12 protein-coding genes are annotated in these 12,338 nt (G+C 38.8%); 3 read left to right on the top strand and 9 right to left on the bottom strand.

From position 1 onward, the window contains the following. Positions 1–61: 61 nt before the first annotated feature. On the bottom strand, positions 62–1,093 hold the full coding sequence (locus ACFO3G_RS09800; protein WP_380080401.1) for an aminodeoxychorismate synthase component I: 1,032 nt from the start codon (positions 1,091–1,093) through the stop codon (positions 62–64). Positions 1,094–1,137: 44 nt separating this feature from the next. Here ACFO3G_RS09800 and ACFO3G_RS09795 point away from each other — a divergent pair, with 44 nt between their 5' ends. From ACFO3G_RS09795 to ACFO3G_RS09785, 3 genes are all read left to right on the top strand, one after another. Continuing rightward, positions 1,138–1,731: an anthranilate synthase component II gene (locus tag ACFO3G_RS09795; protein ID WP_380080398.1), complete on the top strand. Its 594-nt coding sequence runs from the start codon at positions 1,138–1,140 to the stop codon at positions 1,729–1,731. Positions 1,732–1,746: 15 nt separating this feature from the next. Beyond that, complete coding sequence (locus ACFO3G_RS09790) at positions 1,747–2,088, top strand: PAS domain-containing protein (RefSeq protein ID WP_380080396.1); 342 nt, start codon at positions 1,747–1,749, stop codon at positions 2,086–2,088. An 868-nt stretch (positions 2,089–2,956) separates the two neighbouring features. Beyond that, complete coding sequence (locus ACFO3G_RS09785; protein ID WP_380080393.1) at positions 2,957–3,667, top strand: porin family protein; 711 nt, start codon at positions 2,957–2,959, stop codon at positions 3,665–3,667. Positions 3,668–3,809: 142 nt separating this feature from the next. On the opposite strand, the gene queG is transcribed toward ACFO3G_RS09785, so the two are convergent. The 8 genes from queG to ACFO3G_RS09745 form a co-directional block, all read right to left on the bottom strand. Continuing rightward, a complete protein-coding gene (gene queG / locus ACFO3G_RS09780) occupies positions 3,810–4,784 on the bottom strand; it encodes a tRNA epoxyqueuosine(34) reductase QueG (RefSeq protein ID WP_380080390.1) in 975 nt (324 codons plus the stop codon). An 85-nt stretch (positions 4,785–4,869) separates the two neighbouring features. Then, positions 4,870–5,475 (bottom strand): aminotransferase class IV, encoded by a 606-nt coding sequence (locus tag ACFO3G_RS09775; protein WP_380080388.1) that lies wholly within the window; start codon positions 5,473–5,475, stop codon positions 4,870–4,872. A gap of 39 nt (positions 5,476–5,514) precedes the next feature. Continuing rightward, positions 5,515–7,758, bottom strand: coding sequence for a translocation and assembly module lipoprotein TamL (gene tamL, locus ACFO3G_RS09770; protein ID WP_380080467.1), 2,244 nt, complete (start codon positions 7,756–7,758; stop codon positions 5,515–5,517). 47 nt (positions 7,759–7,805) lie between these two features. Continuing rightward, positions 7,806–8,546 carry a shikimate dehydrogenase family protein gene (locus ACFO3G_RS09765; RefSeq protein WP_380080385.1) on the bottom strand — a complete coding sequence of 247 codons (741 nt, stop codon included), beginning with the start codon at positions 8,544–8,546 and terminating at the stop codon, positions 7,806–7,808. Continuing rightward, positions 8,543–9,265 (bottom strand): bifunctional demethylmenaquinone methyltransferase/2-methoxy-6-polyprenyl-1,4-benzoquinol methylase UbiE, encoded by a 723-nt coding sequence (gene ubiE / locus ACFO3G_RS09760; RefSeq protein WP_380080383.1) that lies wholly within the window; start codon positions 9,263–9,265, stop codon positions 8,543–8,545. Before ubiE ends, ACFO3G_RS09765 begins: the two co-directional genes overlap by 4 nt. A gap of 693 nt (positions 9,266–9,958) precedes the next feature. Further along, on the bottom strand, positions 9,959–10,204 hold the full coding sequence (locus ACFO3G_RS09755) for a hypothetical protein (RefSeq protein WP_380080381.1): 246 nt from the start codon (positions 10,202–10,204) through the stop codon (positions 9,959–9,961). Between the two features lie 158 nt (positions 10,205–10,362). Continuing rightward, a complete protein-coding gene (locus tag ACFO3G_RS09750; protein WP_380080379.1) occupies positions 10,363–11,298 on the bottom strand; it encodes a phosphoribosylaminoimidazolesuccinocarboxamide synthase in 936 nt (311 codons plus the stop codon). Between the two features lie 2 nt (positions 11,299–11,300). Next, a complete protein-coding gene (locus tag ACFO3G_RS09745) occupies positions 11,301–12,266 on the bottom strand; it encodes a PhoH family protein (RefSeq protein ID WP_380080376.1) in 966 nt (321 codons plus the stop codon). Positions 12,267–12,338: the final 72 nt, after the last annotated feature.

Raw genomic sequence — 12,338 nt, 5'->3', positions numbered from 1 at the left:
GCATTCCCTTTATTTATTTACGAAGTACAAAAAACTACAATCTCCTTCGTCGTTTGCAAAATCAAAATGGAAGATAGACCTTTTGCAGTACCTCGTTATATTCATCTTCCGGCTTGCTGTGTATGGTGATACCTCCTCCGGAATGAAATCTAAACATGGGTGTTTGTTCACTTGATTGAGAAGAAGCCTCTTCTTCATCCATTGTCTGATCCACCTGTTCTATATATCGAATCATAACGGCCGAGTCCAATGTCTTGCCATCATAATAGCCAAATACTCCGCTATAAAAACCTCTTTCTCTTTGTTCAGCCTCTCGTATCGCATGGCAAGTAGCCTCTTTGGGAGCTCCACTTATGGACCCTGCCGGAAGGAGTTGGCTTATAACATTGCCCAATCTATTCATGTCTTCGGTGGATAGCTGACCACTAATTTCTGAACTCATTTGCAATATTTGCGAATCAGTCGTTATTATCTTATCGAGATAACCAAAACGATCAACTCTGACATGTTTGGAAACTTTGCTCAAATCATTTCTTATAAGGTCTACAATTGTATAATGTTCGGATTTTTCTTTATAGTCATTCTGAAGAACCTTAGCTGCATTGGGAATCGTGGCGTCTATTGTCCCTTTCATAGGGTAAGACGATATCTTTCCATCTTGAGTTATATGAACAAATGCTTCGGGAGAATAGCAAACCAATCGCTTGGGGATGTGGAGCTTGTACGGCGCTTTGGCATAGTCGTATATTTCATTCAATTGCAAACTGCAATGGATAGGGGTCGCAATAGTTAGGTTGGCAAGAAAGCTATTGCCATCTATTTCTGCCTTATGTATGACTTCAAATCGTTTTAGATACTGCTCATAACTTTCCGGAAATGCCTTGAAAGAATAGGCTTTGTCAGGATTTTTCTCATTTGTAGCATTACCTTTGCCATGAATACAGAAGCGAATCTCTTCTTGTTCGATTGGATTGGGAATGAAATAGGCTTCTTGCATTTCATAATCAATAGCAAACAGGAATGGCTCTTTGGCTTGTGAGAATTTGTCCATCTGAGCAAATAGAGTTTCAGCTGATATTGATTTTGTCGTCATATTGTTATTCTTTTGACAGCAAAAGTAATACCTTTGGTCCGCATATGAAGAATATTCTTTTTATCGACAATCATGACTCCTTTGTTTATAACATTGTTGAGTTGTGTAGAGAGGTGCTTGATTATCCTCTCGAAATTGTCTCTGTCGATGATGTACACATGTTAATGAGTCAACTGCATGAGTATGCCGGGATTATCATATCTCCCGGTCCGGGCTTGCCTCAGGATCGTCCTATCCTAAAAGAGGTCATTCGAGCTTCGGCTAATGACAAATGTCCTATTCCTCTGTTGGGAGTTTGTTTGGGACACCAAGCTATCGCCCAATATTTTGGTGCTGAATTGTACCATCTTGATGCACCTAAGCATGGCCATTTGTCTCATCTCGAGATTATGCCAAGTCGATTTCTTAAGGATGTCTCAGCCGAAGATTGTATTGGTAGATATCACAGCTGGGCTGTGAGCCAAAATCATTTTCCAAAAGATTTGTGTATCACTGCATTGAGTGCAGATGATTGGGTGATTATGGCTTTTGAGCATTGTTCGTTACCGATTGTTGGTGTGCAGTTTCATCCCGAAAGCATTATCTCAACATGTGGAAAAAAGATTGTTCTAAATTGGTCGAAATCACTGAATAACTAAATATTAAATTACATCATGGAATATTTTGAAAAAGCTGATGTCGCTGTGACTGTGTGTGACAAGGAAGGTCGAATCATAGAAATGAACGAACAGTCACGACAAGTCAATTTGAAGCCCGGACAAGATTTAATCGGGAAGAATGTGCTGGATTGTCATCCCGAACCGGCCAGAAGTATGCTTAAGAATATGATGGACAATGAGATTAAGCATGTCTATACCATAGAAAAAGCCGGTAAGAAGAAACTGATATACCAAATCCCTTGGTATGATAATGATGGCAATTATGCCGGTTTTATTGAATTGTCAATGATCATTCCATTTGAAATGGAACACAAGATTAGAAAACCTAAGGCTTAAGAAGTTACTTGTAAAACTTGTATCAGATAGTACAAATATAAACTGCAGGGAAGATATTTTGGATGAATAAATAACTTCTAACTGCAATATGGAAGCAACCTTATCGATGGGACGCAATATTAATATGATAGCGTCCCATTTTTTGTGCCCAATTCTGATACACATTTTGTGGGCTTTGCAAAAAGAATGAGATGTAAGGATTTGAGATTGAATATAGCTTTGACGATAGGAGCCGGATTCTAATGCCGGTCATTAAGAATTGTTTTTCTTCATAAGCTATACCTTTATAAAAGGATTGCTGTCAGATAAATAATGCTCACTATTTGGGTCTGTTATCATAAATCCATAAATGACTTTGGATGCTTGAAAGTAAATGAATCTCTAATCATCTAAAGACAAATTTGCTCTGAAGGGAGTCAACTCATATACCTAACCAAAGTCGAATACCGAAATTAGTGAAGCAGATTACCTTTGTGCAATAGTCTTTATTTGCTTTTTGCGGGGAGTCCTTCTTGATTGACCTCTTCCTCTAAAGATGTATTTCAGTTAAATTGCCTTATTAACTATTGATAATTTGTTCTTGGCCTTACGCAATTATTATTGATGATTGGGCTGTTGTCATATATTCACACTTTCACTTTTTATATATTATGCCGTCATTCTGTTTGAATATGCTTCTAATGATGGCTTTTTGTGAAGAAAAAATGTATGAATATTAGATATAAACAAAATTTTATTCTACATTTGTGTAGAGCTAATGGCACATATGTAAATGAATATTGTTTTACTCTTTATTAATAGTGTGCTTAGCGTATAACGGTTGAATGTAAATTAAGAATATCAATTTAAACCATAATTATTATAAGCTATGAAGAAGAAAGTACTATTGATAGCAGCTGCTTTGCTGTCTATGTCGTTTGCTTTGAATGCACAGAGCGAGCGCAAGTTGGGATTTCGTGTTCAGGCCGGTGCTAATGCATCGTCTATTACAAACTTCGCTTCTAAGATTGACAATCCTAATGTTGGTTTTAGGGCCGGTGTTGCTCTGGATATTCCTGTTCAGGATGTTTTGTCAATTCGTCCTACCGTCTTGTTCGAAAGTCTTGGAGAACGTGTTGATCTAAGCGTTGGTAAGGCTACGGCTCGTCCTATGTATGTGACAGTACCTGTACTTTTGAACTGCAATATGGGTGGTGGTGAGAATCTAAACTTCTATGTGAATGCCGGTCCATATGTTTCTTATGGAGTTTTAGGTAAGCTCAAATCAAGTGGCGGTGATGTTTTTGCTACTGAAAGTGGTCAGTATATCAAGGCTGATTTGGATTTGTTTAAGAAGACACCGGGATATGACAAGGATGGCAATGAAAAAGAGATTGAGCCAATGAACAGATTTGATGTTGGTTTGAATACTAACATTGGTCTCGAGATTGGAAAGTATTTCTTTGTAGAAACCGGTTTCTCATATGGTTTTATGAATTGTGCTAATAGCGTTAAGTATGGTGCATGGCCGAAGCAATCTTCCAAGTATACCTCATCACACAACATTTCTTATCACCTATCAGTGGGTGTTAAGTTTTAATGAATAAACTATTAATCACTATAAGAGCTTATTTGAATTTATTGCAAGACAAACCATAAGAGTTTGAAATAAATACAGATAGCTTTTAAGAGCTGTGGCAAGATCGTTGTCACAGCTCTTTTTTGTTTGGTATGGTGAGTTATTAATCTTTTTTATTTCTCTTCTTCAGTAGGGCTCTTGCTGTTCTCATCAGTCCCTTGTATCCTGCTCTTTTTACGGATGTTCCTGCAAATATCTTGATGTATTGCTGTTCATCAAGATGTTTGAGATTCTCAAAACTTAGATCAAACAAAAGTTTGTTAGGCATAAACTCAGTCTCTTTGGTTGCTTGAGCAAAGCGATTGTGTGGGCATACTTTTTGGCAGGTATCGCATCCATATAGTCTGTTTCCTAATTGTCCGGCTTGAGTATCATTGAGTTCGTCCGATTGTTCGATTGTGAGGTAGCTAAGACATTTGGTAGCATCAAAACCATCTTCGTCGATTGCTTTGGCGGGACAGTTGTCTATGCACTTGGTACATTTGCCACATTCAAAAGTATTTGGTTTATCCGGCTTTAGTTCGGTCGTTATCAGAAGCTCTCCCAAAACAAAAAATGTCCCCTTTCGAGGTAATATGATCATTCCACTTTTCCCTCTAAAGCCTATTCCGGATTTTACAGCCCAGTATCTTTCGAGGATAGGCGCTGAGTCAGCAAAAGATCTTCCTATCACATCTTTATCGATGTTTTCTCTAATGAATTTGAGAAGTTTGTCACTTCTTTTTTTGACAACTTTGTGATAATCTCTTCCATAAGCGTAGTATGCCACTTGGGGGGCTTCTTTATCTTGTTTGAGGGGAGGATAATAATTCATGGCAAGGCAGATGATTGATTTGCATCCTTCTAATAGCTCTGTTGGATCGAATCTTAGATGCTCATTACGTCTTAGATACTCCATATTGCCATATTTTCCACTGACAACTTGTTTGGTATATGCTTCTTTGATCTCATCGGGTATAGGTTCTGCTTTGGCAATACCTATTGCCGAGAACCCCAACCTTAGAGCCTCTTCTTTGATTAGATCTTCTTTGCTGTATTTGCCTGTTGGTACCATTGCCTTACTGTCTCTTATCCTCATTCAAAAATATATGTATGATTCAAATTGACACTTAATAAGTTTCTTTGTTAGATGTGGGGCTGATTCTTACCGAAGTTGTATGTAATCATTCCTTACTCGATCCAATGATATTTTGGGAGTTTATCTGTATTGATACCTCATTCGGATATAGCATTGCATTGATCAAAGATACTTTGTCAAAAGACATAATCATATCTTCGGTTATTTTACATTCTTCTATGGTTCCTTTGTCAAGAAGATATTGTCTTGCTGTCCCATGGAGTAGGGGTGTGTCAGAAGTATAAAGTTTATCTCCTTTCTGAAAGATAAGATTGGCATAGGAGGCATCTGTAACATATCCGTTTTTTATGATGATTACATCCTGGTTAGGGCTAAGTGAAAATGTCAGGTTGTTAAGATTGCTCCTATCTGCATACTTGAGATGATAATCAAAGCTGTCGGCTACTTCTACAATCTTTAGGGAAGTGATTTGTTTCGGAGAGTAAGAGGAAAATTGTATTTCATTGATCCCATCCATATTGTATTGCACTCTGCATTTTGTGCGCCCTTTGCGAAGGTGTTTTGGGCAAAGAGTGTCTAAATCCGGAAGGTCACAGCTTTTGCCAATAGACCTCATCATTCGCATTAGATGATAATTCAATCGCTGCACATTGCCGTCTACAAGGCAAATTGTTTCAATTAGATTATTCATATCGATTTGTTTGTTTGACAAGGTGAATGTTTGGATAACTTAGAATGGATATCCGACAGAAAAGTGCCAAGCAAAATGACTTCCTAAGTTAGGGTGTTTGATGACCCATCTGTGGCCTCTATGCTCCTGTGGATCATAAGCTTTAAATCCCGTGTCAAAGCGGATCAAGAAATAGTCGAAGTCCAATCTGAATCCAATCCCATAAGACAGAGCTATCTCTTTGTAAAATTGGTTGATCCTAAATTGTCCCGATGGTTGTGACGCATAGTCTTTGATCGTCCAAATGTTACCCGCATCTATGTATGTGGCAAGTTGAAACCTCCAGAAGGGTTTAAACCTGTATTCTATATTGCCAAACAATTGAATGTCGCCGGCTTGGTTGAAGATTGATAGAGCTGCCTCCTTGGGCATACTCCCGGGACCAAGTTCTCTGGTTTTCCATCCTCGTACTGTATTTGCTCCACCCCCAAAATATCTCAATTCAAAAGGAATGTGTTTGGCGTTGCCGTATGGGTATGCAATACCAAAAGCCAAGTGAAGAGCCAAGGCACTTTTTGAGGAGGTCTTAAATGATTTTGCAAAATCAAAGTCTGCTTTAGCAAACTGTGCATAGTTGATTTTGAACAAACTGTATGCTCCGTGCTCGTCCTTTTTTGCATGGCTAAGTCTTGATATCATATTCAGCATATTCCCTGCAAGCTGCACATTTATTCGTAAAGAAAAGTCGCTGGAAGCAAAGAGCTTGTCTGCTTTTTTCGACAGAGTGAAGGTATATCCCGATCCTACAATAAATTGATTGGTATAATTATACAATTCGGCTGAAGGGGGCAGTGATGCATGAAATTGAGGATCGATAAATGGCAAGTGCAAAAAGTCTACATCCAATAGTTTGAATTGATGTCTGTACATATATTTGCCATAGCTGTTCCACAGGTAGCTCCATTTCCCGGACAATAATACTCGCTTAAATTCCGGCCTTTTCTGAAAGTTGTAGCTTACATTGAGTTCGCTATTGACTTTCATATTTTCCTTTTGCTTTTTGGATATAAAGGGAACCAGTATCCGTGGAAATCTCAATGACCCGTCTAAGCCGTATTCCAAAAAATTGTTTTTGATTTGACTGATGGCTTCGTATCCTATTTTCCCTTTTATGCTAAAGGTTTCCGATCCTTTGAATATATTTCGATGAGTAAATCCAATACTTGAGGCTACACCAAAATCTCCGGCAGAGTTGAGGCCTATAAGTTCGGCGGTAAATTGTTTTGATTTGCCCATTTGTGTCAGAATATTGACATCCAAATATTTGGTAGAATCCATTGGTGAGGATTCCCTTGGGATCAATCTAATGTTGGAGTATTTGAGAGCTTGCAAGGTGTTGAGGGATGCATAGGTCTTGGATAAGTTTTTGCTTCTATACAGTTGTCCACTTTTTAAAAAGGTGTTTTGTTCGAATACGGAGGTCCTTAATGGAAGTTTTTTGTCGAAAAACACAAACTTATTTCCATCATATTCTATGGAATCAGCCGAGACGCTTTGCCCTTGATAATCGTCATTGAAGCATGTAAATGTAATATTGCCAATCCTATATATTGGAGCATTATTGTCTAATATGCGCAGTCTGACATCTGCTGCAGAAGCCAGCTTCGTTGTGTCAATTTCAAAGAAAACATTGTTTGGATCATATGCGAAGTAGCCGTTCTCGCCAAGAAGGTCGACAATCCGTTTGCGTTCCTCCTCGAGGTGATTGGGTATCAAATATCTACCCTGGCGTATCAAGTCATTTTTTCGATTTGTTTTGATACTATCCTCTTCGATAATAGCTGCTATGTGAGGATCATCAATAATCTTGTTGTATGTATTGATCTTGTATCTCTTCCCCGGGTATATAGTATAGATGAGGCAAGCTTTTTTTGAAGAAATGGTATCAATTTTATAGGTCGTGTGCGCTTGAAGATAACCTTCAGAATACATTACCTCTGTCAGTCGTTCGGCATCTTCTTTGATAAGGGCTTTATTGAGAATTGAGGGCATCTCTCCCAATTTTTTGCAAACACTATTCCACCAACTGTTGCTTTTGGAGTTAGACCAGTTGTAGACATAAAGTTTGACCGGAATAATGCCAAACATTTTGTTGTTGGCTTTAAGGTTGAGGTAATCAGACATGTCGGAAGGCAGCTTGACCTTCTTGTCCGAGGAGACGATTTGGGTCTTTTTTAGAAGGTATTCTCCCTCCGGCAGATTTTTAGTAGTAGAGCATGCCGATATCCCTGTGAGGATGAGCATGCTCACTAATAAATATCTCAATATTTTGGACCTCTTGAACATAAATACTATTTAGTCCAACAAAGATACGCCTCTTCCGCTTGTTTGTAAAGCATTTCTATTCCATTCAAAATCTTTGCTCCTTGCTTTTCGGCTTTTTCCAAGAAAAGGGTTTTCTCGGGATTGTAAATCAAATCGTAGCAAATATGAGATGAGTTGATTTGACTATAATCAATTTGAGGACATTCTTCTTTGTCTTTGTCCATTCCGACAGGTGTGGCATTTACAATAAAGTCGTAAAATGCAAGATCTTTGTTATGCAAGTCTTCATAGCTGAGAATATCCTCTTTTTGTGGATTTCGGCTAACCAGGGTGGTCTCAATATAGAGCTTGTCAAATGCTCTAACAACAGCCATGGCAGCTCCCCCTGTACCCAAGACAAGAGCCCTGGATTTTCCTTTTGTATAAGGTCGGATGCTTTCGGCAAAACCAATCACATCTGTATTGTAACCTTTCAATGTTTTTATGCCGTCCTCATTTACAATTTTAATGGTATTGACAGCTCCAATGTATTCCGCTTCTTCATCCAAAGTGTCAAGATAATTAATTACTTTAACCTTAAATGGACTTGTTACATTTAGTCCAATGAGATGAGGTTGCTCGTCAAGTAGTTGCTCGAGCTCTTCAATCTTACTCAGTTGGAAAAGTTCATAGCGGTCCTCACTCCCTTGTTGCTCAAACTTTTTGTTGAAATAGTCTGCTGAAGCAGAATGTTCTACCGGGTTTCCAATTAATCCGAATTTAATCATTTTAGTCCTAGGTAAATAGTTGCAACACCTAATCGTTGGCTTTGGAAGAATGTGTTTTTAAAGCCAACTTCGTTCATTATCTCTAATAATTTTTCTCGTTGTGGAACATCATGTATGGACTTGGGCAAGTACTCATAAGCCTTTTTGTCTGAAGAAATGATTCGTCCAAGAAGAGGTAAGATATAAAAAGCCCATAGCTTATATCCGCATTTTATGAAGAAATTCCTTGGCTCGGTCAGCTCCAACACTACAAGTGGAGCGTTGGGCTTCAGAACCCGATACATCTCCTTGAGCCCTTTGCGGATATCCTCAAAGTTTCTAAGTCCAAAAGCGGTCGTGACTGCATCAAAGGTATTATCCTCAAATGTCATTTGTGTGGCATCCTCTTTACGCAGATGAATGATCTCTTTTAGCTCGTCACTCATTTTAGATTTTGCATACTGCATCATCTGTTCGGATATATCAATTCCAACAATCTCATCCACCGATTCTCTGAGATCTTGAGCCATATTGATAGCGAAATCTCCGGTACCAATGGCTACATCAAGTATCATCTTGGGATCGTATGGTTTAAGAAGGTGAATGGCATTGCTTCTCCATCTTTTGTCCAATCCCATTGAGATAATTCGGTTCATTCGATCGTAGTCTGCAGCTATATGGTCAAACATCCTTTCGACCTGCTCTCCTTTATTCTCTGTATTGTTGTATGGGTTTGCCATCAGTTAAATATACATGTTATTCATATACCATTTGTTCCAAACGGCTTATGAGGTTGCAAATTTGGGGAGAAAATCTGAATCTTGATGCAGAATCCTTAATTAATTATCCTTTTATCTCCTTGGTAAGCTACGCAAAGATAGTTAGTCTTTATAATACTATAAACTATTGTTGTACGATAAAATGACCTCTTTTACACATCATTATTTTACCAAGTAACTGTTTCTAACCTGAAATATGATTATGTGTTTATACTTATATCGATGGCGTTTCGGTTAAATTGTGTAAATATAATAAGGCTTATTTCAGCCTAAAATCAGCCCTTTTTTGACCTTAAAAGTGGCTATTTTTCCCACAAAAAGAGACGGAAAGAGAATTTATAGATTCCGCCAAATGTTAAATTATATAAAGGCCGTTTTTATTTTACAGTTAATCCACTTAAAAATAGCTTTCAGGCCGCCTTTTTTGGAAGCTCGCGCGACTTGCAATCCATTCTCGCGCTACCTTGAAGGTAAACTCGCGCGAGGTTGCACTTGAAGTAGCGCGACTTCGCATGTCAAGGTCGCGCGACAACGGATCGAAAGTCGCGCGAGAACAGATTGCTCCTTGCGCGAGCTTATTTGTTAAAATAGCGCATAAAAAAGCCTGTTTCGTACTATAAAAACGGGCAAAGTCGTCAAGAAGGTCAGGTGACCCTAACCCTCGAATTTGAGATTTTTGAGTTGAATCAGTGTTGTTTGAGCAGCTTTTTGAGTAAAGCTAAAGGTAACAATATTTAACAAATAAAGCTTTCTCATTATGAGCTTCTCAGTCCTATGAGAAAGACAATTGTGCAGAGAGGTTAGCTTCCAGCCAATGGGACATATCTTACCCTCCTGGAAGAATAATCTACCAAGCGAAATAATTATCAGAAGTATGGTAAGTAATATGGTTATCTCCATGGTTATTAATTCTATATCAGCCTCTAAGATACTAAAAAAGGATTGCTTTTGCAATGATGGATTTCTTGCGTTATGCCCAAAATAGAAAAGGCTGTGCCAATTTGCTTTGACACAGCCTTCCGATAAATCTTATAGATAACTGATCTGTTTTACGACAATCAAAGAGCAGCTTCAATGTTTTTGCGTATTCTTTGTTCCAAGTTCTGGGTATCTTCCTTTACAAACTTCTTTCCGGTGATATGTTCATAAAGTTCGATATATCTATCGGCAACAGACATGCAGTATTCGGGAGTCATTTCGGGTACTTTCTGTCCGGCCTTTCCTTGGAAGCCATTTTCGATAAGCCACTGTCTTACAAATTCCTTGGATAGCTGTTTCTGAGCTTCTCCCTTTTCGAATCTGTCTTGGTATCCTTCAGCATAGAAGTATCTACTTGAGTCCGGGGTATGTATCTCGTCAATCAGATAGATCTTGCCATCTTTTTTACCAAATTCGTATTTGGTGTCTACCAGTATCAGGCCTCTCTCAGCAGCCATCTTTTGACCTCTTTCGAATAGAGCGTAAGTGTATTTTTCGATCTGTTCGTAGTCTTCTTTAGAAACAAGACCTTGTGCGATAATCTCTTCTTTTGAGATGTTCTCGTCGTGACCCTCATCAGCTTTTGTTGTAGGTGTGATGATTGGACTGTCAAACTTTTGATTCTCTCTCAGTCCATCCGGCAATTTGATGCCGCAAAGCTCTCTTGCTCCTTCTTTGTAAGCTCTCCAAGCTGAACCGGTGATATACCCTCTGATTACCATTTCTACTTTGAATGGTTCGCAACGGTGTCCTATAGTTACCATTGGATCCGGGGTGGAAATTTTCCAGTTGGGTACAATATCTTTGGTTGAGTCAAGGAAGTATGCTGCAATTTGGTTAAGTACTTGTCCTTTGAATGGTATACCTTTTGGCAATACGACATCGAAAGCAGAAATTCTATCTGTTGCCAACATTGCAATCTTGTCGCCAAAGAAATATACATCTCTTACTTTGCCATGAAACACTTCAGTCTGGCCATTGAAGTGAAAATCTGATTTTACTAATGCTTCGTTCATTGTTACTTTATTTTGTTTGTTGTTCGATATGTTTCTTCTTCTTTATATCCTTCATAAGCCTCTACGATACGTTCAACCAAAGGATGCCTTACAATGTCTGCCTTAGTGAGGTGAATCATACTTATTCCATCTGTCCCATCAAGGATTTTAAGGGCTCTGATGAGTCCGGATGAGACGCCTCTTGGAAGGTCAATCTGCGTGGTGTCTCCGGTGATAATCATCTTTGCACCCAGACCAAGTCTTGTAAGGAACATTTTCATCTGATGAATTGTTGTATTCTGAGCTTCATCCAAAATAACAACAGCATCGGACAACGTCCTTCCTCGCATATATGCAAGAGGGGCTATTTGAATGGTCCCATTCTCAATGTACTCTCTCAATTTAGCTCCCGGTATCATTTCTCCCAGAGCATCATAAAGGGGTTGTAGATAAGGATCCAGTTTATCCTTCATCTCTCCCGGAAGAAAACCGAGTTTCTCTCCTGCTTCTACTGCCGGTCTTGATAAGATAATTCGCCGTACCTGCTTCGTCTTTAGCGCTTTGACTGCCAAACTGATTGCAATAAAAGTCTTGCCGGAACCTGCGGGGCCAATGGCAAAAAGAAGGTCATCTTTGACAAAAGCATCCACCAACCTTTTTTGATTGTTACTTTTTGCAATGATAGGCTTACCATTGACTCCGTAGAGAATCAAGTGTTGTGGAGCTTTGGGCTCTTGCTCTCCGTGTACAACTCGTATAATATCCTCTTCATTCAGACGATTGTACTTTGCACAAAACGCTTCAAGTTTGCTCACGACAGCCAAAAAGGACTCTGTCTCCTCTTGTTCGCCCAATACCTTTAATACATTGGAATGGGCTACCAATCTAAGTTTTGGAAAAAGGTTGCTTAGTAAGACCAGGTTTGCTTTGTTATGACCAATGAATATGGAGGGGTCGACCTCCTCTAAAATGTATAAGCGTTCTGTCATTGAATGAATTTAAATACAATCAGTTCATACAATAGCTTTTATCGTATCGGCCTGCCTAAATCAAGAATTTGA

The organism is Falsiporphyromonas endometrii, assembly GCF_042654485.1.
Lineage (GTDB): Bacteria > Bacteroidota > Bacteroidia > Bacteroidales > Porphyromonadaceae > Porphyromonas > Porphyromonas endometrii.
Note: the sequence above shows the minus strand (reverse complement) of the source record. Positions and strands in the feature narration are given on the sequence as shown.